At 69.3% G+C, this 24,053-nt stretch carries 18 protein-coding genes; 6 read left to right on the plus strand and 12 right to left on the minus strand.

The genetic code is table 11. From position 1 onward, the window contains the following. Nucleotides 1-56 precede the first annotated feature (56 nt). Nucleotides 57-5,336 carry a CARDB domain-containing protein gene (locus NR810_RS38730; protein WP_257459984.1) on the minus strand — a complete coding sequence of 1,760 codons (5,280 nt, stop codon included), beginning with the start codon at nt 5,334-5,336 and terminating at the stop codon, nt 57-59. Between the two features lie 377 nt (nt 5,337-5,713). Here NR810_RS38730 and NR810_RS38735 point away from each other — a divergent pair, with 377 nt between their 5' ends. Next, nucleotides 5,714-6,385, plus strand: a complete 672-nt coding sequence (locus NR810_RS38735; RefSeq protein WP_257459985.1) for a hypothetical protein — start codon at nt 5,714-5,716, stop codon at nt 6,383-6,385. Nucleotides 6,386-6,453: 68 nt separating this feature from the next. Here the strand turns inward: NR810_RS38735 and NR810_RS38740 are convergent, their stop codons facing one another. The 3 genes from NR810_RS38740 to NR810_RS38750 all read right to left on the minus strand — a co-directional run bounded on the left by NR810_RS38740 (nt 6,454) and on the right by NR810_RS38750 (nt 11,119). Then, nucleotides 6,454-9,672 carry a lantibiotic dehydratase gene (locus tag NR810_RS38740; RefSeq protein ID WP_257459986.1) on the minus strand — a complete coding sequence of 1,073 codons (3,219 nt, stop codon included), beginning with the start codon at nt 9,670-9,672 and terminating at the stop codon, nt 6,454-6,456. 9 nt (nt 9,673-9,681) lie between these two features. After that, nucleotides 9,682-10,881: a lanthionine synthetase LanC family protein gene (locus NR810_RS38745; protein ID WP_257459988.1), complete on the minus strand. Its 1,200-nt coding sequence runs from the start codon at nt 10,879-10,881 to the stop codon at nt 9,682-9,684. A gap of 85 nt (nt 10,882-10,966) precedes the next feature. Further along, on the minus strand, nt 10,967-11,119 hold the full coding sequence (locus NR810_RS38750) for a hypothetical protein (RefSeq protein ID WP_257459989.1): 153 nt from the start codon (nt 11,117-11,119) through the stop codon (nt 10,967-10,969). 330 nt (nt 11,120-11,449) lie between these two features. Between NR810_RS38750 and NR810_RS38755 the strand changes: the two genes are divergently transcribed. Together NR810_RS38755 and NR810_RS38760 are read left to right on the plus strand one after the other, a co-directional pair. Next, complete coding sequence (locus NR810_RS38755; RefSeq protein WP_257459990.1) at nt 11,450-12,697, plus strand: cytochrome P450; 1,248 nt, start codon at nt 11,450-11,452, stop codon at nt 12,695-12,697. Between the two features lie 119 nt (nt 12,698-12,816). Then, entirely contained in the window at nt 12,817-13,125 is a 309-nt protein-coding gene (locus tag NR810_RS38760) for a hypothetical protein (RefSeq protein ID WP_257459991.1), read from the plus strand. A 24-nt stretch (nt 13,126-13,149) separates the two neighbouring features. On the opposite strand, the gene NR810_RS38765 is transcribed toward NR810_RS38760, so the two are convergent. The 4 genes from NR810_RS38765 to NR810_RS38780 form a co-directional block, all read right to left on the minus strand. Next, nucleotides 13,150-13,617 (minus strand): hypothetical protein, encoded by a 468-nt coding sequence (locus NR810_RS38765; protein WP_257459992.1) that lies wholly within the window; start codon nt 13,615-13,617, stop codon nt 13,150-13,152. A gap of 177 nt (nt 13,618-13,794) precedes the next feature. Beyond that, complete coding sequence (locus tag NR810_RS38770; protein ID WP_257459994.1) at nt 13,795-14,799, minus strand: ABC transporter substrate-binding protein; 1,005 nt, start codon at nt 14,797-14,799, stop codon at nt 13,795-13,797. Nucleotides 14,800-14,860: 61 nt separating this feature from the next. Next, nucleotides 14,861-15,595, minus strand: coding sequence for an ABC transporter permease (locus NR810_RS38775; protein ID WP_257460142.1), 735 nt, complete (start codon nt 15,593-15,595; stop codon nt 14,861-14,863). Then, on the minus strand, nt 15,501-17,108 hold the full coding sequence (locus NR810_RS38780) for an ATP-binding cassette domain-containing protein (RefSeq protein WP_257459995.1): 1,608 nt from the start codon (nt 17,106-17,108) through the stop codon (nt 15,501-15,503). Before NR810_RS38780 ends, NR810_RS38775 begins: the two co-directional genes overlap by 95 nt. A gap of 625 nt (nt 17,109-17,733) precedes the next feature. On the opposite strand from NR810_RS38780, the gene NR810_RS38785 reads away from it, so the two are divergent. The 3 genes from NR810_RS38785 to NR810_RS38795 all read left to right on the plus strand — a co-directional run bounded on the left by NR810_RS38785 (nt 17,734) and on the right by NR810_RS38795 (nt 20,008). Continuing rightward, nucleotides 17,734-18,693 carry a hypothetical protein gene (locus NR810_RS38785; protein ID WP_257459997.1) on the plus strand — a complete coding sequence of 320 codons (960 nt, stop codon included), beginning with the start codon at nt 17,734-17,736 and terminating at the stop codon, nt 18,691-18,693. 141 nt (nt 18,694-18,834) lie between these two features. Continuing rightward, nucleotides 18,835-19,356: an RNA polymerase sigma factor gene (locus tag NR810_RS38790; protein WP_257459998.1), complete on the plus strand. Its 522-nt coding sequence runs from the start codon at nt 18,835-18,837 to the stop codon at nt 19,354-19,356. A gap of 4 nt (nt 19,357-19,360) precedes the next feature. Continuing rightward, nucleotides 19,361-20,008 carry a cupin domain-containing protein gene (locus NR810_RS38795; protein ID WP_257459999.1) on the plus strand — a complete coding sequence of 216 codons (648 nt, stop codon included), beginning with the start codon at nt 19,361-19,363 and terminating at the stop codon, nt 20,006-20,008. Nucleotides 20,009-20,080: 72 nt separating this feature from the next. On the opposite strand, the gene NR810_RS38800 is transcribed toward NR810_RS38795, so the two are convergent. From NR810_RS38800 to NR810_RS38815, 4 genes are all read right to left on the minus strand, one after another. After that, a complete protein-coding gene (locus NR810_RS38800; RefSeq protein WP_257460001.1) occupies nt 20,081-20,635 on the minus strand; it encodes a DUF2378 family protein in 555 nt (184 codons plus the stop codon). A gap of 208 nt (nt 20,636-20,843) precedes the next feature. Then, entirely contained in the window at nt 20,844-21,317 is a 474-nt protein-coding gene (locus NR810_RS38805) for an ankyrin repeat domain-containing protein (RefSeq protein ID WP_257460002.1), read from the minus strand. A 138-nt stretch (nt 21,318-21,455) separates the two neighbouring features. Continuing rightward, nucleotides 21,456-22,883: a hypothetical protein gene (locus NR810_RS38810; protein ID WP_257460005.1), complete on the minus strand. Its 1,428-nt coding sequence runs from the start codon at nt 22,881-22,883 to the stop codon at nt 21,456-21,458. A gap of 41 nt (nt 22,884-22,924) precedes the next feature. Then, nucleotides 22,925-23,953, minus strand: a complete 1,029-nt coding sequence (locus NR810_RS38815; protein WP_257460006.1) for a hypothetical protein — start codon at nt 23,951-23,953, stop codon at nt 22,925-22,927. Between the last annotated feature and the right edge of the window lie 100 nt (nt 23,954-24,053).

Here is a 24,053-nt window from a genome sequence, read left to right on the forward strand (position 1 = left end):
AGGTGAAGAACCCACCGCTCCCCGGCGAAGTGGGCGCCGGGGAGCGTGATACCGGACTAGTTCGTCACCGTGATGGTGTGACCCGTCTTCCGGTTGTTGTCTTCCAGCAGCTCCCACACCTGGTTGTGCGGGTCGACCACGGCCTCCAGGGTGTACGCCCCCAGGGGGACGTTGGCGTAGGACTCCACGGAGACCGTCTGGCAGTGGCCCGGCTCGAGCTCGGGCACCATCGCGTTGCCCACGAGCAGGCTCTCGGGACCCTGGCCCGCCAGCCGCACCTCCACGTTCGTGGGGTTGCTGATGTCGAAGCCCTGGTTGCAGACATTGACGGCGCTCGTGAACGCGCCGCCCTCCTGGACACTGGTGGGCGCCTGCACCGAGGTGACGGCGAGCTCCGCCCTGTCACCGATGGCCACGCGGGGACCGACGGCGGTGTTGTTGTCCCGGAAGAGTTCGGGCATCCAGACGGTGAGGATGGCGCCCACGTGGAAGGTGCCCTCGGGCATCGAGCTGATGGCCGCGTCCACCGTCCGGCACTCGCCGGGCGCCAGGTCATTCACGGGAACGCTCATGAGGTGCATGTCGTTGCGGCTGATGGAGGCATCCTGCGAGAGCATCACCCCGACGTCGGGAGCACCCGCGCCGAAGTCGGAGCCCTGGTTGCAGACCGTGACGTGGACGGTGGCGCCTTCCGACGGCGACATGAGCGCGGGGGCGTCGATGGAGGTGATGACGAAGTCGGGCGCGTATCCGATGCCGATGCGCTGGCTGGACGCCGAGTTGTTGGACTCGACGAGCTCGGGGACGAAGTGTTGGGCGTCCACGCGCGCGAGGAGCTTCCAGGTCCCCACGGGCACGGCGGACGAGACGTTCGTGGCGACGCTCTCACACGCACCCGGGGCCAGGGGCCCCACGGGGGCGATGCCCGCGGGCAGCTCCACTGGAGAGCCCAGGCCCTGCGCGGCCAGCTTCAGCTCCACCTGGGTGGTGGGGCTGGGCTCCGTGCCCTTGTTGCACACCTCGAGCGTGGCCGGGAAGGTGGTGTCCGGGTGGCTCGCGGTGGGCGCCTGCACCGAGGTGACGACGAGGTCGGGTCCCTGGCCGAGGCCGAGGACGGAGGTCGTGGAGGCGTTGTTGTCCTCGCGCAGCTCGGGCTGGGTGCCGGGTCCATCGACGATGGCGCCGAGGAACCAGGTGCCCTCGGGCTGCGAGGCCGAGGCCGTCACGGAGAGCGAGGTGCACGCCCCCGGGGCGAGCGGCTCCACCGGAGCCCCACCGAGGAAGAAGTCCGAGTGGGTGAGGGCGTCATCCGAGGACAGCAAGACGTCAACGTGTGAGTGCTGGGAGGGGGCGGTGCCCTGGTTGCACACGGTGGCGAGGACGTCGAAGCCCATGCCGGGCCGGGCGCTGGTGGGCGTGCTGACGGACACGGTCAGGTCCGCACCCAGGCCCACGACCAGGATGCGCGAGGCGGAGAGGTTGTTGTCCTCGTCCAGCTCCGGCTCGTAGCCGGAGGCATCGGCGAGCGCGGCCAGGTACCAGGTGCCCGAGGGAATCGGGACCGAGTCGGTCAGGCTGACCGTGGTGCACTGGCTCGCCTCGAGCATTCCGACGTGGACGACGCCGGCGCGGAAGTCCTCGTGCTGGCTCACGTTGGCATCCTGGGACAGGAGCACATGGAGGTCGGAGCCGTAGCTGGGCGTGGTGCCCTGGTTGCACACGGTGGCCGAGGCGTCGAGCGGTGCGTTGGGCTGGATGCTGGCGGGAGCCTGCACCGAGGTGACGACGAGGTCGGCCCTGGAGCCGATGGTCACGCGGTGGCCGATGACGGAGTTGTCATCCACGAAGATCTCCTGGGGAGCGGGACGGACGTGGGCGCCCAGGAAGAAGGTGCCCTCGGACGGCGCGTGGATGCGCACGCTGGTGGTGCGGCACTGGCCAGGGTCGAGGTAGCCCACGGGCTCGTTGCCCGCCGGCATGTCATCGTGGGTGATGGAGGCATCCTGTGAGAAGAACAGCTCGGCGTCGGCGCCCGCGCTGCTCGCACCCTGGTTGCAGACGGTGACGAAGGCAACGGTGTCCGGAGAGCTGTAGGGCGACAGGCGGGTGGGGCCACTGACGGAGGTGATGACGAAGTCAGCGGAGTAGCCGAGGCCGATGCGGTTGCTGGAAGCGGAGTTGTTGGACTCGATGAGCTCGGGGACGAGGTGCTCCGAGTCCACGAGGGCCAGCAGCTTCCAGGCACCACTCAGGGGCATGGGCATCTCAGGGAAGACACTCGCGGTGACGTTTTCGCAGGCACCCGGGGCCAGGCTGTTCACGAAGGCGGTGCCGGCGGGGAGCTCCACGGGAGTGGCCACATCGAGAGGCGCCAGCCTCAGGGCGAGCATGGCACCAGGGCTGAAGTCGGAGCCCTGGTTGCACACGGTGATGGTGGCGTCGAAGTGGCTGCCGGGCAGGGCGCTGTGGGGCGCCTGCACCGAGGTGATGGTGAGGTCGGGACCGAAGCCGGTGACGAGAGCGGAGGCCGCGGAGGTGTTGTTGTCCTCGCGCAGCTCGTTGACGTAGCCGGGCCCGTCGATGATGGCGCCGAGGAACCCGTTCTCGGGCGGGACGTGGACCTGCTGGGAGTGAGTCGAGCAGGCACCGGGAGCGAGCGGCTCCACGGGAGCCCCGGTGAGGTGGGGGTCCTGGATGGAGAGCGTGGCATCCTGGGAGAAGAGGAAGTCGAGAGGCGCGTGGGTGCTGGGCTCGTTGCCCTGGTTGCAGACGGTGGCGGTGAGGGTGAGGGGCTCGCCGGGCCGAGCGACGGCGGGCGCCTGCAGGGACACGGTCAGGTCGGAGCCGGAGCCGATGGACAGGGCGCGCGGAGCGGAGCGGTTGTTGTCCTCGTACAGCTCGGGCACCTGGTTGGAGTCGTCCGCGGCGGCGATGAGGAAGTAGGTGCCGGCCGGGACGTAGGCGCTGCCCGTCACGGTGGCGGAGGCGCACTGGCCCATGTCGAGGTCACCCACGGGCGCCAGGCCAATGAGGAAGTCCTGCATGGGGTCCACCGTGGTGTCCTGGGAGAGGTACACCGCGGCCTGGGAGAAGTAGCTGGGAGCGAAGCCCAGGTTGCAGACGGTGGCGGTGGTGCTGACCTGCTCGCCGGGGCGCATGCTGGTGGGCGCCTGTACCGAGGTGACGACGAGATCGGCCTTGTTGCCGATGGCCACGAGGTTGCCCGTGGCGACGTTGTCATCCGTGAACAGCTCCTGGGGAGAGGGGACGACGCGAGCGCCCAGGAAGAAGGTGCCCTCGGAAGGCGAGTGGATGCGCACGCTGGTGGTGCGGCACTGGCCTGGGTCGAGGTAACCCACGGGCTCGTTGCCCGCCATCATGTCATCGCGGGTGATGGAGGGGTCCTGCGAGAGGTACAGCTCGGCGTGAGTCCCCTCGCTGCTCGCACCCTGGTTGCACACGGTGACGAAGGCGAAGGTCTCTGGATTGCTGTAGGGCGACAGGCGGGTAGGGCCGCTGACGGAGGTGATGACGAAGTCAGCGGAGTAGCCGAGGCCGATGCGGTTGCTGGAGGCGGAGTTGTTGGACTCGATGAGCTCGGGGACGAGGTGCTCCGAGTCGGCGAGGGCCAGCAGCTTCCAGGCACCGCTCAGGGGCATGGGCATCTCAGGGAAGACGCTCGCGGTGACGTTTTCGCAGGCCCCCGGAGCCAGGCCGTTCACGAAGGCGGTGCCGGCGGGGAGCTCCACGGGAGTGGCCACATCGAGAGGCGCCAGCCTCAGGGCGAGCATGGCACCGGGGCTGAAGTCGGAGCCCTGGTTGCACACGGTGACGGTGGCGTCGAAGTGGCTGCCGGGCAGGGCACTGGCGGGAGCGCGCACCGAGGTGATGGTGAGATCGATGCCCTGGCCAATGACGAAGGGCGAGGGGGAGGAGGTGTTGTTGTCCTCGCGCAGCTCGGGCACGTCGTGGGAGCCATCGACGCGGGCGCCGAGGAAGTAGCTGGACGGCGGGGCGTACGAGGGAGTCTCCTGGGAGATCTCCGTGCATTCCCCCGCGGCGAGCTGCGGCACCGGGGCGTTGCCGAGGATCAGGTCCTCGTCGGAGAAGGTGGCATCCGAGGAGAGGAGGATGTCGAGGGTGGTCGGCTCGCCGAGCGAGGTGCCCTGGTTGCAGACGGTGGCGGTGTAGCGGAAGAAATCACCGGGGCGCGCGAGGGCGGGGGCCTTCAGGGACACGGTCAGATCCGCGTCGGAGCCGAAGGTGATGGCGCGAGGGGCGGAGGTGTTGTTGGCCTCGTCCAGCTCCAGGACGAACTGGGAGGCATCGGCGAAGGCGCCCACGTACCAGGTGCCGGAGGGTGGCGTGGCCGGGCCCGTCACGGAGACGGTGGCGCACATGCCGGAGTCGAGGTCGCCCACGGGGACGGAGCCGAGCAGGAGGTCATCCGGGGTGACGGTGGCGTCGTCGGACAGACGCACCGCGAGCTCGGAGAAGAAGCTGGGCTGGAAGCCCTGGTTGCAGATGGTGGCACTGAAGCCGAGGGGCTCACCGGGCCGCGCGCTGGCGGGCGCCTGCACCGAGGTGATGACGAGATCGGGCCCGTAGCCGATGGCCATGCGGTGGCCGGCGAGGACGTTGTTGTTCTCGAGGATCTCCTGCACGGAGTCGAAGGGATCGACGATGCCACCCAGGTAGAAGATGCCCTCGGGGGGCGTGTGGGTGGGCACGCTCTGCGTCCTGCACTCGCCCGCGGCGAGCGCGTCCAACCAGACGTTGGCGAAGAAGAGGTCATCGTCCCGGCTGATGGTCGTATCCGTGGACAGGAAGAGGTCCACGTTCGTGCTGGGGCTGGGCTGACCCTGGTTGCAGACGGTGAAGAAGACGGGGGAGTCGGGAGTGTAGGGAGAGCGCCGGGAGGGCCCGGTGACCGCGGTGAGGACGAGGTCCGGCTTCGCGTCGATGGCGAGGGTGTTCCCCAGGAGCGTGTTGTTGGTCTCGTCGGACTCGGGCACGTAGCCGAAGGGGTCGATGATGGCACCGAGGTGGTAGCTCCCCGCCTGGCTCACGCCCATGTCCACGTTCATGTCGAGCGTGGAGCACTGATCGGGCTTGAGGTTCACCGTACGGGACGCGAGCTGCACGTCGGAGGTCTGGATGAGCGCGTCCTCGGAGAGGAACACGTCGGTGTTGATGTCGGCCGTCTCGGTGCCTCCGTTGCACACGGTGACGGTGACGGAGAAAGGCCTGCCGGGCGCGGCGCTGCTCGGTCCGCGGACCTCGGATACCCGCAGGTCCGGCGTGCCGCCGCTCAACGCGCTTCGTAGCTTCCCCATGAGCCCGGGTTCCGTGCCGGGGGCCTGTCCCCCGCAGCCAGTCGCTGCCAGCAGGACCGTCATCCACATGCCGCGACGGCACCTGGATGAACCTCGTGTGGTTGTCATGTGTGCTCCAAGAGGAGGTAAGGATTCGGGCTATAGCACCCGGCTCCCACGTATAGCGGAAAGGCGCGGTAGCGCTGAAACGTGGGGATGGATACGGCGCTCCGACGTGGAAACGCCAGAGACCCTGACACATGGAGGGCCACCATTCAGCGCGCTCTCCGCGTGCGTGACGCGGTAGGCTATGACGTGCCTCTTCCGGGCACCTGTGGAGTGGCTGGGGGTACAGGCGAATCTGGAAGCGAGCCGAGCTCCCAAGTACGTTGGTCCGGATGAAGATGTACGTCGTGTGGGGCTGCTTCGCGCTGAGCCTCTTCTTGCTGTCTTCTTGTGGCGGTACCCGGTCCACTCTGGCACCACGTTCTTCCGAGGAACTGACAGGCCTCGTGCTCGTCATCGAGGAGATGCCAGATGGTCAGGTCCGTCATTCCTGGCTGCGTGCCGCTGAGGTCGAGCTGTCACGGTACGAACGGCTGTCGAATACCGAAGGCAAGGCCGGGCGCATCCTTCTCCCGGAGCGCTGGAGTGTCGCCATGAGCATCGACAAGTTGACTCGAAAGGCCTTGGATTGCATCTACCGGACCCGAGAGGACTCACCGTCGCCAGAAGACCAGGAGATCCTCGATGTCGCCGCCAATGCGATCCATTTCATCGCTTCGATCGGCAAGCTGCACGCCTTCGAGCACTATCTGGCGAGCATCGCCTCTGGCGGGCAGCCACCCCCGCTCTACTCCTTCGATACGCGTGAAGAGGCGGACGCCTGGTTGAAGAACCATCCGGAGCCGCCGCATGGCGCCTCCGTGTCGATTGCCGGCAAGGACTACACCGTCGCGTACTTCCGCGAGCTCAACCACCGGGCGCTGCTGTATCGCCCCAGTTTGGATGAACTGGAGCGGGTGGATGATCAGCAGTTGCAAGGCAAGTCACCGGGAGAAGAGTCCTGACAAGAGGATGGGGCCTCCCAGTCCACGCAGATGAAGCCGTTCTGCTCAAGTCCGCGTGCCGTTGCCCCTCAGATTCGCCGCCGGGCCTTCTGGGATTCGTGGTGGCGCAGCAGGAAGTCATAGAGCACCAACTCCTGTCTCCGGGCCGAGGAGCGCAGCAGCCGGTTCGCGTGCATGTGCAGGAAGCTCCAGGCCAGCTCCTCCAGCGGCACTCCCAGACGGCCTTCCATGGCGCGCCCTCGCAGCTCCGCCGTGATGGGCTCGAGCACCCGTGAGCGCTTCCCCAATGCCGCCAGCCCCGCCGACAACGGTCCGTCCTCCGTCCCGCTTCCTCGCAGCACCGCTTCGATGCGCGCCCGCTCCTGGCGGTACCTCGCTCCAAGCTGGTGCGTGAAGTCCGCCTCCACCCTCATCTCGCGTCCCAATTCCTCACGGGCTCGCGACAGAACGCCGTGCCTCGTCTGCTCCTCCAGGCCCAGGTCCTCCAGCAGCCGCGCCACACCCTCGAGCGCCAGCAGCCAGCGGGTCTCGGCTCCCTCGTCCCCGTTCAGTCCCTCCAGGATGGACAACACCGCCTCGCTGTCCGCGTGGAAGAGCCGCTCGGCCAGCCGTACACCTTCATCTCCGCCGTAGCGCTCCACCTCCCGCTCGTACGTGTCGAGCTGCACCCGCCACAGCAGCCCCTCTTCCATCAACGGTTCCATCCGCGCTTCCATCGCTGGCAGCACCTCTCCCGTCAGCCGCCCCGCGTCTCCGTGCAGTCGCACCCGCAGGTGCGGCTCCGGATCGTCGTAACGGATGAAGAACCACCCGTCAGCCGCCCCCGCGCCCATCGCCTCCCGCACGAGCGGTCCCACCGCCTCGCGCAACACCCGGTCCGCCGTGGCGCTCCCTCCGTACAGCTTCGCGTACAGCCACTCGGAGCCAGGCGCGAAGCGCCGACGCACCCGGGCCGGCTCCGTGGGACGGGAGTCCTGGGGCTCTCGTGCTCGCGGCGTCTCCGGGCGCGCCCGCGTAAAGGGCAGCACCAGCTCGTGCACGTACCGGCCCTCGGGACCGCTCACGCACAGCTCGTGTCCACCAGGGAAGGGCTCCACCAGCGTCACCGTCTCCTGCCCCTTCGCGAGCTGTAGGAAGGTGTCCACCCAGAGCTCCCCCTCCAGGTCCAGCGGGAGCACGTTGTCTCCCTCCGACAGCCCCACGTGCCGCGGAATCCCTCGCCGCTCGCGCCAGCTTCGCACCTCGCGGTGCCGCGCCGCTCCGCGCAGCCCGGCCAGCCGCTCCACCTCCGCAGGCTCCACCCGCCAACGTGCCAGCGACAACACCAGCCGGCCCGCCGTCACCCGGGGCAGGAAGGCCGCGTCTTCCAAGGGGCCCCACTCCCAGCCCAGGCTCCCCGCCACGCCCTGCCCCTGCAGCGAGCACAGGAAGCGGTACAGCCCCAGGTTCCTTCCTCCGTGGTGGTGTGCCGTCGTCAGCCTTGGCAACACCTCGCACCCCAGCCGCTCCGAGCGCAGCACCACCCGGCTTCCCATCACCGACACCCGCAGATCCGTCACCGGTACCTGCCGCTCCTCCGGAGCCCCCGAGCGTCCCAGGTACGGAATCTCGTGGCCGCGCAGCACCGGGCGCAGTAGCACGTTGCCCACCCGTCCCTCCGGCAGGTGCACCACCTCCGCGAAGCACGCTTCCGGGCGCAGGGCTTCCTCCGCCCGCAGGTGCTCGCGCACCGCTTCCTCCAAGCGTGCGTCCGCGTGGCAGAAGCGCCCCAGCAGCCGCGCACCCGGAGGGCCTCCCACGCTCGCGAGGTGCAGGCGGAAGTGGCCCTCGGCGAGCGCCTCCTCCGAGGGCGCCGCCACCGCGGCCAGCACCTCGAAGGCATCCGGCAGGGGCAACGGTGACTCCACCGCGAGCGCCCGCTCGTCCTCCTCCGTCAGCGCCAGCTCGCCCCTTCCCGTCCAGAGCGTCTCCTCCCAGCGCCGCAGCAGGTGCGCGTGCCGCTCGCTCCAGCGCTTCTCCTCCGCCCGCCCGGGGAAAGCGAGTCCACGCAACAGCGGCTCGGCTTCCTCCGCCACGCCCCCGAAGCCAAGGCCCGACTCCTCGTCCAGTGCCTCCACCAGCGGCACTTCCCGGCCCTCGTAGCGCGCCAGGAAGGCGTCCCGGAAGCGACGCAGGGCCTCTCCGCCGCCTCGGGCCGGCACCAGCCGCCGCAGCAGCTCCACCCCGCGCACCACCTCCTTCACCACCGCCTCGCCCAGCACCGCCTCCGACGCCGGCCTCATCAGGTCCACCTGGAAGAGACGCGGCAGCGCGGGCCGGGCCGGCATCGCCTCCAGCCGCTCCGCCACCTCGCGGTAGCGCCTCGGGTGCACGCCCAGGCCCTGTCCGTCCAGGGACTCCAGCGTCGCGCGTGCCTCCTCCAGCCGCTCCACCAGCGGCCCGCCTCCGGGAAGCTGGCGCAGCTGCGACAGCACCTCGTGGATGGGCTCCGGCCCGGTGACGGGCGGCGACAGCTCCGACACCAGGAGCTGCGCGTCCGCCAGCGCCTCCACGAAGGCCCGCGCCTCCTCGCGTGGCACCTCGGCGTCCGCTTCACACAGCGCCGCCGCCAGCTCCTCCAGGCGCGCGCCCCGCGCGGCGCGAGCCAGCGTGGCCTCCAGGTAGGGCGTTGGCTCCACCGCCACCAGGTGGTAGCCGCGCGTGCCGCCCTCCCGCCGCGCCTCCGCGTACCGCAGCCTCCCCGCCACCCGGTACAGGCTGGAGTTGGGCCGGAAGCGCAGCCCCCCGCGCCACTCCGGCCGCGCGGCCAGCGTCTCCGTGAGGGAGAAGAGGTAGTCCATGTCCAGCCGGGTGTGCCGCCGCGCTCCCGCCAGCGGCCCCAGCACCAGGCGTGTCCGGGCGCCCAGCTCGCCCAGCGCGCAGCCCGCGAAGAGCCCGAAGGGCGTGGCCCTCCCCGCCATGCGAGACAGGTAGCGTACCAGCGTCCGCTCCACCTTCTGTCCGCGCTCGCTCTCGGGCTCCTCCCACCAGACGCCGAGGCTCTCCTCCAGCGAGGGCGAGGCCAGGAAGAGGGCCTCGCGCACCTCGGGCCGCGTCACCACCTCGCGCAGCCGCTCGCGCGTGCGCCGCCGATCCGCCGCGAGTGCCGCCTCCAGCGCCGCGTCATCCCCCGCGGGCGCTCCGGAGCCTCCGGCTTCCGCGCTCCACTCCCTCAGCGCGTCATGAGGCAGCAGCGGCGTGCGCAGCACGAAGAATCCCGCGGGCCGCACGCCTGGTCGTTCTCCCATGTCTCCATGCTACGCCGGAGGGCCGGGCAGCGAGGCGAGCAGCACCTTGTCCCACCCGGGCTCCTCTTCGCCCACCGCCGCGAGCAGGGCGAGCCCCGTCCCCGTCACGCCCGTCAGGAGCCCCGGGCCGTCCTCGTGCACGGGCCGTCGCAGCTCCAGCGCGCGCTCGAACCACGCCCGCGCCGCTCCGGCCAGGGCCTCGTCACCCGTGGTGTGGGCCACCCGGTGGAGCAGGTGTCCCAGGCCCGCCGCTCCGTGGCACAGGCCCGCGTCCGCCACCCGTGTCCTCTCCGGCCGGCGCGCCGCCGCCCGCCTCGCGATGGCCAGCGCGCGCGCCTCCCACTCCGGTACGCCCAGGGCCCTCGCCACCGCCAGCAGCACCGCGGCCACTCCCGGGTCTCCATAGCACCACGCCGTGCGCGCCACCGGCCCCCGTCCGCCGCCCGGCTCCATCCAGGAAGGGAAGCCGCCCTCGTCGCGGGTGTCCTCCTGCGCGAGCAGCCAGCGCACCGCGCCCTCCAGCAGGGGCCGGGCTCTCTCCACCGCGACGCCGTGCGCGCAGGCCGCTCCCAGCACGCCCACCACGCCGGGCACGCCGTGCGCCACGCCCAGATTGAACCAGCCGTCCGGGTGGTGGGCGCGCAGTCCTGGCCGCATCCACTCGGGCGACGTCCACCACGTCAGCCCCGGGCCAAGGGGCCGCGCGAGCTCGCCCAGCCGCTCCACCACGCGCTCCACCAGCGGGGCTCCCGAGGGCCGCGCCAGCCGCTCCAGCGCGTACACGCCCAGCCCCACCAGTCCCTCCACCAGGTCGTACGCGCTGTCCCAGGGAGCCTGGCCGAGCAGCTCCAGCAGCGCGGCGTCGAGGTCGCCGCTCGGGTCCTCGCCTCGTGGCCGCAAGGATTCGAGGGCCCAGGCCACACCGGTGAAGCCCTCGTAGAGCGAGGGCTCCATGGGCGTCTCCGCGACGGCGGTGGTGGCCGCGTCGAGCAGCGCCGCCGCGTGGGCCGCGTGGCCCTGTCCCGGGCGCGACGTGTCGAGGTGGGCGAAGAAGACGGCTTGTCCCGCGTGGCCATTGGCCAGGGACGCATCCTGCCCGAGGGGCAGCGCGCGCAGTTGCTCGGCGATGGAGTCGATGGCGGCCCAGGCCCGCGCGGCCGTGTCACCCACCAGCAGGGGGCGCCAGCGTGTCGTCGGCGGGGGCTTCATCCGGGCTACGCCGTTCGTGTGAGGTCGGGGGCGCCGCTAGGGAAGGGCTCTACCCCGGCCTCTCATGAGGATGACCGGTGCGGCCTCAGTCGCAGGCGCGCGTGCAGGTGCGGGTGTACAGGTCGGAGTTCATTACCCGCTCGTCCTTCTTGGACTTCGTCTCGGAGCCCTGGAGGTTGCGCAGGGTCTCCTTGTTCAGCACGAGCTTCTTCTGGGTCTGCGTCTGTAGCGGGTTCATGGCGGACCTCCAGGGAAGTATCTGAAAACGAAGAGTACAGGAAATGCCAGTACAGTCAAAGAATTCGTGTTAAATCGGTGTAGTTTGGATTGCGCTGATGGGATGTGCGTTCGGGGTGGGTAATGTGTGTCCCGGCCCGGGTCAAGAGCGGCGATGAGCTCCTCGGGCAAACCTGTGTAATTCCTGAAGGTCTTCACCCTCGAGCAGGCTCCTTCGCGTTGTTCCGCCCTCGTGCTGAATCTATATTCAGCGAGTGAGGTTGAGGTCACGCCGTGAACCCGTCCTCATGACGCGGCGCACCCGAGGTTCGGTTCGTAGGAGGAGCGAGCAGTGCAACCCAGTGACTTCAATCCGTTGTCGCCCGTGGTCCGGGCCAATCCCTATCCCTATTACGAGGTCCTCCGGGAGACCGCGCCCGTCCATTGGAACGCGCCGCTCGGGGTGCATCTCGTCAGCCGCTACGAGGACGTCCTCTTCGTCACGAAGAACCCCACGCCCTTCTCGTCCAAGCGGTCGCTGGTGCGCGAGGAGCAATACGCCGCGGTCGAGTCGGTGGCGCCGACCCTCGTGGGCACCCTGCGCAGGGGCAGTCTGCTCACCACGGATCCGCCGATCCACACGCGGCTGCGGAATCTGATCAGCCGCGCCTTCACACCCCGGCGCATCGCGGACATGGAGCCGCGCATCCGGCGGATCTCCCGTGAGCTGATCTCCCATCTGCCGGAGTCGGGCGAGTTCGACCTGATGAAGGCGCTGGCCGAGCCGCTGCCCATCATCGTCATCGCGGAGATGCTCGGGGTGGAGCCGGAGCGGCGGCATGACTTCAAGCGCTGGTCCGACGACACCGTCGCCTCCACCACCGTGTTGCTCAAGGGGGGAGACCCGGCCCTCGTCGAGCCGGGAGTCCGGGAGCTGCGGGACTACCTGGCGGGGGCGATCGAAGCGCGCCGTAAGGAGCCGCGGGAAGATCTCATCAGCGCGATGCTGGAGAACGATGAGAAGGAGGGCATGCTCACCGCGGAGACCGCCATCGACTTCTGCCGGCTGCTGCTGGTGGCCGGGAACGAGACCACCACCAACCTGCTCGGCAACGGCATGCGCGCGCTGCTGTCGCACCCGGAGCAGCTGGAGCGGCTCGCGGCGGAGCCGGCGCTGATTCCGAACGCGGTGGAGGAGATGCTCCGGTACGACTCGCCCGTGCAGTCCATCACCCGGTTCGTCACCCAGGACGTGGAGATCGCCGGCACGCGCATCCCCGCGGGCTCGAACGTCATGGCGCTGCTCGGTTCCGCCAACCGCGATCCACGGAGGTACACGGACCCGGAGCGCTTCGACGTGACGCGCAACGCGCAGGGGATGGTCTCCTTCGGCCACGGCATCCACTTCTGCCTGGGAGCGCCGCTGGCGCGGCTGGAGGCGAAGGTGGCGCTGGAGGAACTGCTCACACCGGGGCGCCGGTTCTCCTTCGCTCCGGGCCAGCGCGAGCAGGTGGAGCTCACGGACCACTTCTCCATCCGAGGCCCCAGGTCGCTACGGATGCGGGTGGAGTCCACGGGGCCTGTACGCGCCACGGCGTAGCGGAGGCCCGCGCTCCTCGTTCCCATCAGGGCGATGCATCGCGTGTCGCGTCCGTTCAAGCCTGCGGGGGGAAGGGCTCGTATCTTCCCCGCGGAAGTCACGCACCGAGGTGGAGACATATGCCGGGCAAAGCACCCATAGGTGGAGCGCTCGCCATTGAAGTCGCACTGAAGGCCGAGGCTGCGAACAGCCTCAAGGCGCTGGGACACCGGTTGGATCGCCAGCTCACCGAGCTGAGACAACTGGGGGAGCAGGTGATGGCGCTGGCGCCTGGCGAGGTGCGAGACAAGCGGCTCGCGGAGTACGAGGAGAAGCGGCGGGATGCCGAGTATCGGAAGTGGACGTTGATCGTGCAGCGTGAGGCGATGGGGCTCTTCAACCACGAGGACGTGGAGGAGATCTACGGCGTCCCGCCGAAGCTGCGCTGAGCCTCCACCCTCCGAGGAGCCGAACTAGGCGGAGCGTCTGCCCGCGGGCGCGAGCGGGCCGGCATGTTCGCGGGCGTGCCGGGCCTCGGTGGCGAGCCCGGAGCGCTCCAGGCGCTCCGCGCCCCACGTCACCGCCTCGGCGAGGTGCTTGAAGGTGACGTAGGGCGTGGGGAGGGGCTTGAGGTGCTGGATGACGCTCAGCAGCAGCTTCATCACGGCGGAGTCGGTGACGAAGGCCACGCCCAGCGACAGCTCCCTCAGCCGTGCCTCGTTGCACCTCAACCATTCCACCTGCATGTGGCGCTGCTCGGGCGGACCGGGGTTGGGCGACCCGCTCAAGTCGAGGACGGTGACATGCGGCCCCCGGTCCAGGTAGCGCGTCCTTCGCACGAGTGACTCCGCGAACTGCTCGTTCGTCGGGGTGCCCGCGTACTGGACGATGAGCAGGGGCCACAGCGAGTCATCGAAGTGGATGTAGGTGCCAGGCGGCATGGATCGGGACTCCTCGGGTGGACGAGGAGCAAGCCCGAGGCCATGTCGCGATCACACCCATGCCGAGGCGCCGCCCGTGCGGCTCCCGGGTCATCGGACGCCATGAGGTGCCGTCTCACCCGGGGCGACGCTCGGATGCCCACCTACCCGTCGGGCAAGTGCCTTCCTTGTCGCTGACTAGGGCTTCGCGTCCTGCTGCATGACCTCGCGCAGGAGGGAGGTGTCCACCAGGCCCGACAGGTCCGAGCTGGGGATGAAGCCGAGCTGTTGCGCGTGCCTGGCTACCTGCTCGAGCTGCTCGGGCATCGCGTCCTGCGCGGGCTCCAGGCGGCTGAAGGAGTCCTTCAGGATGGGCTCGGAGATGGGATGTCCGGTCACCTTGCCGAAGGCCTCGTTGACGCGCGAGACGAAGGCCTCGGGCTGTTGCTGCCACTGCTGGGTGAGGGCCGCGTGGGCGCGCAGCAGTTGTTTGAGCTGCTCGCGCCGCTCCTCCAGCACCTTGCGCGTGGTGACGAGCACGGTGGTGTGGAAGCGCTTGTTGGGCCACAGGTCGCGCTCGTTCACGAGGATGTGGCCACCGCCCTCGGCCACCATGCGCGCGCCCCAGGGCTCGGGCACCCAGGCTCCTTCGATTTTACCGTTGAGGAAGAGGCCGAGGATGTCCGGGTTGGACAGGGGGGTGACGGTGACGTCCTGCCCCACCTTGAGTCCCTGCTGGCCCAGCCAGTGCCGCAGGGCGATGTCCTGGGTGTTGCCCAGCTGCGGGCTGGCCAGCGTCTTGCCCTTGAGCTCCGCGGGAGTGCGCGCCGTCTTCGTCACCAGCACCGCGCCGCCATCCACGGCCACCGCGATGATGCGCAGCTCGCGCCCTGCCTTGAGGAAGGTGTTGATGGCCGGCCCCGTGCCCACGTACGAGGCATCGAGCGAGCCGGAGGAGAGCGCCTCCATGGCGGCGGGTCCCGCGTTGAACATCTTCAGCTCGATGTTGGGCACGGCCTGCTTGAACGCGCCCGAGCCGTTGCCCACCAACGCCTGGGCGTGGGTGATGTTGGGGAAGAAGCCGACCCGGAGCGGCTGCTCGGCGGCCCGCTTCGCCGCCTCTTCCTTCGACAGCTCCTTCTTGCAGCCGGCGACCGATACACAGAGAGCGGCGAGACTCGCGACGAGGAATCCAATACGCATATGTGCCGAGGGTGGGGCGGGTCGGGACCCGCCGCACATGGACCTGGGTACGAGTGCTCTGTCAGCTGGCGGCCAGTCCCCAACGGCGCCGCACGCGCGTCTCCACCGATTGGAAGAGGACGCGGTCGATGAGGGTGCCCACGAGGATGATGCATACCATCACCGCCATCACCTGGGGAATCTCCATCAGCTCGCGGCCCATGGTGAGCAGCTGGCCGAGGCCACCGGACACATACAGCAGCTCGCCGGCCATGAGGGCCCTCCAGGCGAAGCTCCAGCCCAGCTTGAGCCCGGTGACGATGCCCGGCAGCGCCGCGGGCAGCAGCACGCCTCCATAGAAGCGTGCCCCGCGGACGCCGTACGTGGAGGACACGCGCAGGAGCAGCGGGTCCACGTTCATCACGCCGTCCTCCACGGCGATGGCGATGGCCAGCACCGAGCCCATCACCACCACGAAGATGATGGACGTCTCGGTGAGGCCGAACCACAGCAGGGCCAGGGGCAGCCAGCAGATGGACGGCAGTGCCTGAAGGCCCACCACCAGCGGCCGCAGTGCCCGCCTCAGGGTGCGCACGCGTCCCAGGAGGATGCCGAGCGGCACGCCGATGAGCACCGAGATGGCGTAGCCCTGCGCGAGCCGGGCCATGGAGCGCGAGATGCCGTCCCACAACCGGCCGTCGAGCGCCATGGCGACGAGGCTCTCAGTGACTGCCCTCGGGCCCGGGAAGAGGTGGTGTGGCCACGGGCCGAACCGGGCCAGCAGTTCCCACACTCCCAGGAGCCCGGCGAAGAACAGCAGCTTCTGGCCCAGGTGCCACGCCTTCACGGCCTTCATCGTGCGTCCCTCGTTCCTTCCGGGCACCCGGCCCGGCCTCGCCCATGGATTCGCTCTCGTGGAGCATCGCGCGGATCTGCCGCGCCATTCCCACCAGCTCCACGTCATCGGGGCCTCGCGGCATGGGCATCCGCACCTCGAGGTCCCTCACGATGCGGCCGGGCCGGGGCGCCATCACCACCACGCGGTTGGCCAGCATCAGCGCCTCGGTGACGTCATGGGTGACGAAGACGATCGTCTTGTGCGTCTCCATCCACACGCGCTGCAGCAGCTCGTGCATGTGCAGGCGCGTCTGCGCGTCCAGCGAGCCGAAGGGCTCGTCCATGAGCAGCACGGGCGAGTCCACCGCCAGCGCGCGGGCGAGCGCGGTGCGCATCTTCATTCCACCCGACAGCTCATGGGGCAGCGAGTTCTCGAAGCCGGAGAGCTGGACGTACTGGATGTAGCGGTTGGCGCGCTCGGCGCGCTCCTTCTTGGAGAGGCCGCGGGCGGCGAGCACGAACTCGATGTTCTGCCGCACGGTGAGCCAGGGGAAGAGGGCCGCCTCCTGGAACATGAGGAGCCGCTCCGGCCCGGGGCCGTTGATGGGCCTGCCGTCGATGCGGACCTGCCCGCCGGTGGGGGCGAGGTGGCCCGCCAGGGCGTAGAGCAGGGTGGACTTGCCGCAGCCGGAGGGCCCCAGGAGACAGACGAACTCACCGGAGCGGATGTTGAGGTTGACGTCCCGGAGCGCCACCACCTTGTTGGCGTAGCGGTGCTCCACGCGCTTGATGGCGATCTTCGCCGAGTGCTCGGTCACGCGGGCGGGGACGAGGGTCTCCCTGACCGTCTCCTTCACTTCCTGCACGCGACGGAAGAGGGCACGCCAGACGCGCGCCAGGCGCCCGGGCCGGGGCCTGGACGATGCGCGCGGAGAGGGGGGCGGGGTGGGCGGGTCGGCGAGGCGCATCACACGGTCGTAATGGAGTTGGCGCAGCTCGCAACTGGAACGGCGCGGGTCATAGATGAGGCAGGAGTCGATGGGGCGCGAGTAGATGTGCAGGGAGATGGCGAAGCCGCTGCGAGCACCCGTGCGCACGGAATGCAGCTCCTCCTCGGGACTGCGGTGGTCCATGGCGCCGGGCAGCAGCGTGCGGCGCGGGCCGATGCGTTCGACGAGCGCGTAGCCGGGCTCCTGGCCGCCAGCCACCAGCCGGTAGTCGGCCACCTCCAGCTCTCCGGCAACGGTCATCAGGAAACACTCCTGGCCGTCATGCCCGTGGATGGGTGCTCGCGCATTGCGGCCCCAACCCAGCACCAGCACCTCGAGGTCTTCATCCCGGTAGACGAGCGTGCGCGTGTACTTCCCGTCGCGCAGCAGGGCGAAGGGTTCGACGGCGCGCCGGTGCAGGCTTCCATCCCGGAGCAGCTGCTCGATGGCCTCGGGGCCACCGCGGCGGGAGGCCTCCCTGAGTCGGAGGATGAACTGTTTCAAGGAGAGGGAACGAGGAGGGACGGATGCGTCTGGCTCGGCTGAGAGAGCAGCGTCCATCGCCTGCAAGCTGGTCGGTGGGCTGCGTTCCATTGTCGCTCTCCTTCCGTCCGTGAAGTGGACCGAGGGACGGGTGAGGCTCGATGAAGGTGGGGATGCCACCCGCAACAGCCAAGGTGCGACAGGCAGCCAGAGGAGGGGCCGTCCCCTACCTGGGGGAGGGGCGATTGCTCGCCCGGCCGCTGAAACCTCTCGCGTGATGGTATCGGGTCAACATCCGCGAGCCCGGGGGTGCTCCCTCTCCCCCTGGGAGAGGGCTGGGGTGAGGGTCTCTCCTTCCTGTGGCAGGACTTCTGGTTGCTGCCGCTGACGCCGGTACAGGTCTCGGTGGCGCCGCACCGCCGACGACAGCAGACGCTTGGCGCTCATGGATACCTTCCTGGGGTGTGTGAATGGACCCATGGGGTCCATGAGTCGACCTGGGTGACTTCCGGCATCCCTTTGGAGGCGGTGGGGAACGCACCGGGTCGAGTGGGTGCCCGAAAAAGTGCGGGGGGGTACGCAACTTCCGCACTGCTCCATGAGAAAATGAACCAACGGTACTTTCTCTGAAAAGCAGGAGCCCCCCATGAGCACCATCGACCGCAACCGCAAGACCCTGCCCCAGGCGACGCAGGGCACGCGCCCGAGCCTCGACAAGACGCAGCAGCCCGTTGGCACGGCGGCCAACACCGTGAAGAACACGGTGGTTCCGAACGCCAAGGTGGCGAAGCAGGGGGCGGATGCCTTCGAGTCCGCTCCGGCGCGCCAGACGGCGAACCTGCTGGGCGGTGGGAGCAAGCCGTCGGACAAGGTGCATGACGGCCAGTTCGTGGGGGCCAACGGGCAGACGTTCCCGCCGGGCACGCCGCTGAGCCAGATTCCGGGCGTCACGCCGCGCAACAACCCCAACCCGTCGAAGAGCATCATCTACGTCAACGGCATCCTGACGCCGAAGGAGTCGCAGTCCAGCGACCTCCAGGCCATCGCCGACAAGGCGAACGCCAAGGCCATCGGCATCCACAACTCCACCGAGGGGGTCATCTCGGACCTGGCCCAGTGCGTGAAGGACAAGCTGGACAAGGGCCGCAACCCGGCGGTGGACACGCTGGCGGACGCCGTCTACTCGGAGCTGAAGGCGGGCCGTGACGTGCACCTGATGGGCTACAGCCAGGGAGGCCTCATCACGGCGCGGGCGCTCTTCGACGTGGAGCGCAGGCTGCGCATCGAAGATGGGTTGTCCAAGGCGGACACGCAGAAGCTGATGAGCAAGCTGAACGTGGAGACGTTCGGGGCGGCCTCGACGAAGTACCCGGACGGGCCCAACTACGTGCACTACGTGAACAACCGGGACGTGGTGCCCACGCTCACGGGCCTGGGCGGCAGCTTCGATCCGGTGGGCTTCCTGAAGGACGCGGGCAAGGGCGCGGTGGTGCACCGCTTCGGCGACGGCGGCCTCAACCTCGCGGCCAACCACAACTTCCAGGGCACGTACATGAAGCACCGGGTACCCTTCGAGGAGGCGCGCGCCGGCCGCTTCAACGACTAGGCCGTCCGCTCCCCGAGGGAGGCCCGTGCAGGCGGCCTCCCCGTGCGGGCCCGACTCATCCAACCCCACCGTGTTCTCCGTATGGCCTCTGGATGAACCCGGATGGCGCGCGCCGCGCGTGCGTCCGGAGGAGTGGGAGCCATGGAGGAGGACGGGGCGTTGCTCGGTGCCATCGCCCGAGGCAGCAAGGCGGCCTTCCAGTCCTATTACGAGCGGCACGTGGGCCGGTTGCTGGGTTACGTGCTGCGCGTGACGAGGGACCGGGCGCTGGCCGAGGACGTGGTGCAGGAGGTCTTCACCGCCATCTGGCTGAAGGCCTCCAGCTACCGGTCCGAGCAGGGAACGCCCCTGGCGTGGATGTACATGATCGCGCGCAACAAGCTGGTGGACCGGTGGCGCCGGAGTGCGCCGGGCGAGGCGTCCATCCCGCTGGAGGCGGAGAACCCACTGCGGGCGCTCGTGCAGGTGGACCCGGTGCTGGCGATGAGCCTGGAGCAGGCGCTGGAGGGGCTCGGGCCGGAGCAGCGCCAGGCGGTCGAGCTGGCGGTCCTGGGCGGCTACACGCACGAGGAGGCGGCGGTGGCGCTCGCGGTGCCGCTGGGTACATTCAAGTCCCGCGTCCGGATGGCCCTGCGGCACCTGCGCGCCCTGCTGACGGAGTGAAGCGATGAAACCCGCGAACCATCCTCCATCCGAGCGGCTCCTGGCCTACGCCACGGGGGCCGTGGACGTGCCCATGCGCCTGCTGGTGGAGACGCACATGTCCTTCTGCTCCCGGTGCGCGCGGGAGGTGGGGCGCCTGGGCGAGCCTGGAGGCGCGCTGCTGGGGGCCGTGCCGGAGGAGCCCGTGCCGTCGGACCTCTTCGAGCGCATCTGGGCGGAGGCGGGCCGACACGCGCAGCCGAGGCGCGTGGAGGGGCTGCCGCTGCCACCGGTGCTGCTGGCGGAGCTACCGCCGCCGGAGCGCTGGCATTGGCACCGGGTACCGGGTGGTGGCTGCCGGATCGCGCTGCTGCGAAGGGACGGGCCGGGAAGAAGTGGGCTCTTCCTGGTGCACATGAACCCGGGGGCGCGTTTCCCGAGGCACGAGCACCAGAAGGAGGAGGAGGGGATGGTGGTGGCGGGAGGCGCGTGGGACCGGGGGCGCTTCCTGGAGGAAGGAGACTGGGGCAGCGCGCCGGCGGGCTCGAGGCACGAGGTCATCGCGGACCCGAAGGAGGGGTGCTGGACGCTGGTGCGGCAGGAGCACGAGGGCATGCGGCTCTCTGGTTGGAGGGGGGTGCTACAGAGCGCCATGTCCTTCCTGCGCCACTGAGCCAATACCTCCCTCTCCCTCCGGGAGAGGGTCGGGGTGAGGGTACCTGGCTCCACACCGTGGCTCAGTGGCTCAGGAGAGCCACTCGACGCGGTACGTGCAACTGGTGCCGTCGGTGCGGACGCGCTGGACATGGGGCTCACGGGCGCCGGAGGAGCCGAGGGCGGCCTCGAGGAGGCCCTGGTAGTAGGAGGGGACGCCGAGCGTCTCGTTGATGAACACCTCGTACCGAGTGGGAGCCAGCTCGGTGAGCTGCATCTGCACGTAGTTGTCGATGTTGCGGAAGTTGTGGTTCATCCGCATCAGGAGGCGGCGGGGCCCGAGGGCGCGGCCGAGCGCGAGCGCACCGCGGCCGAGCACGGTCTCGCTGACGTCGAGCACCATCTTCTGGCCGAGCAGGCGGTAGGCCTCCTCGAGAGGCAGGTTGGGGAAGAGGTCGCGGACGATGATGTCGAGCGAGGGGCGCCAGACGGACAGGGGGTAGAAGGAGAGGGGCTGCCGGTCGATGTGCAGCCCCATGCGGCCGAGCGCGCTCCTGGCGGCAGTGGAGAGCTTTCCGTTGAGAGCAATCTGGAAGACGCCATGGAAGGCGTTGCCGAACACCACGCGCTCATCCGTCATCAGCATGCATGTCCCCCTGGTGAACGAGGTCCCCCCACAGGAGGGGCGACTGGCACCATGCGGCCCACAGGGCCGCACCAACGTGGCGGGATGGTGACACGGAGTGGAGCGACACGCCGGAAAGCGGCGGGGGGAGATGTTCAGCGGTGAGCGGATGGGCCGCTGGAAACCGGACACACGGGGCCGATTTCAAGAAAAACCGGTGGTGGTGTTCTCAAGACTTCTTGGAGTTCTTCTCGGCGCGGTGCAGGCGCTCGAGGCGTTGGGAGGGGGCGTCGTCGCCGAGCTTGCCGGCGATATAGGCGCTGGCGGAGGCGAGCTTCCGGCGGAACTCGTCGGGGGGCGGAGCGGGTTGAGCGGGGAGGTTGAAGAAGTCGGTGCCCACCTTGAGGAGGGCGCGAGCCATGAGCTGTTCGTCCTCGGAGGCGAGGGGGTAGAGGATGGCGGCGACGCGGCCGTGGCCGTGAGCGGCGGCCTTGCCGAGAGCGGTCTCGCCGACGCGGTCGGTGAGGATGGGGTCGGCGCCACCGGCGAGGAGGGTGCGGACGAGGTCCTCGCTGCCGTGCTCCGCGGCGAGCATGAGGGGCGTACGGCCTTCGGGGTCGAAGGGGTTGGGGTCGGCGCCACCATCGAGGAGCACCTGTACGCGGGCCAGGTCACCGGCCAGGACGGCATCGAAGAGGGACATGCTCTACCTCCTAGGGATGAGGGAGAGCATGTCGTTTTCCCCCGAGGAGCGCCACCACCCCCACCCTCCCCAACTCCTCCCTCTCCCTCTGGGAGAGGGTCGGGGTGAGGGTCTCCGTCTCCGAGCGGGTACCGCGAGCTACCGTCCCGAGCCCGAGCCGCGCAGCCGTCCGGTGGAAGTGCCACTGGCGGGAGCGACGGTACTGGAGGGGTTCTGGGAAGAGTCGATCTTCAAATCGGCGAACTTCCCCTCGCGGTCGAGGCGGAGGATGTCCTCGTCGGTGACGTACTCCTGCTTGAGGAGCTCGCGAGCGCGTTTGACCTTGGCGAGGAGGGCGGGGTCGGAGATGCGGGTGCTGTTCTCCTTGGTGGGCTTGGGAGGGGGCCGCATGACGGAGAAGGTGCCGCGAGCGGGGTGGCCATCGGCGCTGAGACCTTCCAGCGAGTAGGTGATGGCGAAGACCTCGGGCTCGGCGTTGGTGTCGAAGGAGACCTTCACCTCGGAGCCCTGGCCTTCGGGAACCTCGGAGATGGGGAGGGAGGCGACATCCACCTGTTCCGGGGGAGGGGGGCCCTCGTCGGTGCCGCGGAAGGCGCGGATGGTGGTGACCTTGGTGAGGCGGACGGGGCCGCGGAAGCGGTGGTAGAGGCGGAAGGTCTGGCGGACGACGCCGTCCGGGTCGAGCACGGGGAAGCGCGGGGTGCCGGCGGCGAGCAGGGTGACGATGCCCTTCTTGTCGAAGTTCTCGAAGGAGGTGTTGAGCAGCTGGAGGGAGGAGCGGCCGGTCACCTTGTGGCCGGAGGCGTCGAAGACGTCCACGCGGATGAGGTGCTGCGTGTACATGGAATCGGCGCCGTTGCTGCCCAGCAGGGTATGGGCGACGACAGGACTGGTGGTCGTCTCGGTGGCCGAGTCGTCGAAGGACCACACGTAGCGCACGGGGACGAAGGGCTTGGGGGCGGGCTGGCCGGGTTTGACGGGCCGGTCGAGGAGCCTGGCGAAGAACTCGAAGTCGTCCTCGGCGTTGGGCATGCGGCGCGACAGGACGTGGACGAGGCGCTCGGGCTCGCAGTCCTTCACCTTGTACGGAGGGACGGGCACGGTGACGGAGACGTTGTTCTTGGTGAACACGGTCACCTTGGGAAGCTCGTACGAGCCGTCCGCGTCGTTGCGCCAGACTCGCAGGGGGATGCGCTGTCCGGTGCCATCGCCCACGGTGTAGTGCAGATGGGCGTCGTTGCCATCCGGCGTATGGGCGCGGATGGTGATGAGGTTGTCCTCGCCCGAGCACACCTCCGGCTTCTCCACGAGGATCTCATCGATGATGGGCGGAGCGGGCTCGGAGCCCCCGGCGGGCTGGGCGGCCGGGGGCGTGGGCGCGGCGGCCAGCGCTGGGGGAGCGTCCTCGCCGGGAGCCTGGGGGCGCGTCCTCGCCTGGGGCGAGGAGGCCTCCGGCGCGGGTTGTTGCCGGGAGAGGAGCCAGCCCGCGGCCACTCCGAGGAGGAGGACCAGGGTCAGCATCCAGCGCCAGGGCCGTTGGGAGCGGTTCTCGGGGGTGGAGGTCATCGGGGTGGGCTCCTCTCCGGGAGGGACGACGAAGGGTGGGGTTACTGCCAGCAGCCGTAGACGTTACCGCCCGAGTTCCACTGGAGCTGGTGTGAGTAGTCGGGGCCCCAGATGGTGTTGTTCATTGGGTGAACACCCCAGCCGCCGATGCGATCCGGGCTGATGGAGGTGGCGGTGGTGTTGCCGTCGTCGCGCACGGCCTTCCAGTGCCTGGCGTCGGAGGTGTCGCAGCGGTTGGCGGACATGCAGTTGGCCACCTGGTTACCGGCGTTGCCGCACACGTTGTAGAAGGGGCAGGCCACGGTGAGGAGCGCGTTGGTGAACCAGCCGAGCGACTGTTTGCACTGGTTGTAGACGCCCGTGTAGAGCGAGTTGGCGGCGTTGGCGATCTGCTCGTGCGAGTAGGTGTGCGGCGTCACCAGGCCCCGGCCCGCGTAGTTGTGGGCGTAGGCCAGGAAGGTGGAGCAGACCATGCCATTGTTGTCCGCGTTGCCCGGAATCTCGTGGGCGGTCTGCAGGTCGCGGTACTGGAAGAGCGAGTAGTTGACGCGGTAGCTGTTGCGTACCGGCCGGTCGATGTACTGGCCCGGGTCGTGGCGGGAGATGTCGCTGACGAACGGGTGGTTGTACCAGAGGGAGTCCGCGATGATGGCCGCGTGGCTGGGGTCGCCCTGCTGCCAGCCGGTCCACTGGCTGCTGGCGGAGCTGTTCCCATACATGTACATGTAGATGCCGCCCTGGTTGACCTGCTCGAGGCCGGGGTAGCCGTATTGGAGGTCGGTGGGGGTGATGGGCTTGGTACACACGCCGGGCCAGCTGGCCTGGGTCGGGGTCTGCATGGTGGCGTGAGACACGGTGCCGCCCGGACCATGCGAGAGCATCGAGTGGGTGCGGTACTCGCCGATCGCGTCCAGCACGTCACGGATGGGGCCGGGGCCCCGGTCGAAGACGACCGCGCCATTGGGCGCGTTCCAACCCGCGGACGTCCAGCCACACTCTCCTTCGGCCTGGGCGGTTCCCGCCAGCGCCAGTGCAGACACCACGACACTACCTGCGAGCAGACGACGCATCACGATACCTCCCGGGGTACGGGATCGGGTCTCGGTGGTCCGGCACCTTGGAGATGAATTGCTCCCAGGCCGCGACAGGGCGCCGGCCACGCCGAGCGGC

It is taken from the genome of Archangium lipolyticum, from assembly GCF_024623785.1.
Lineage (GTDB): Bacteria > Myxococcota > Myxococcia > Myxococcales > Myxococcaceae > Archangium > Archangium lipolyticum.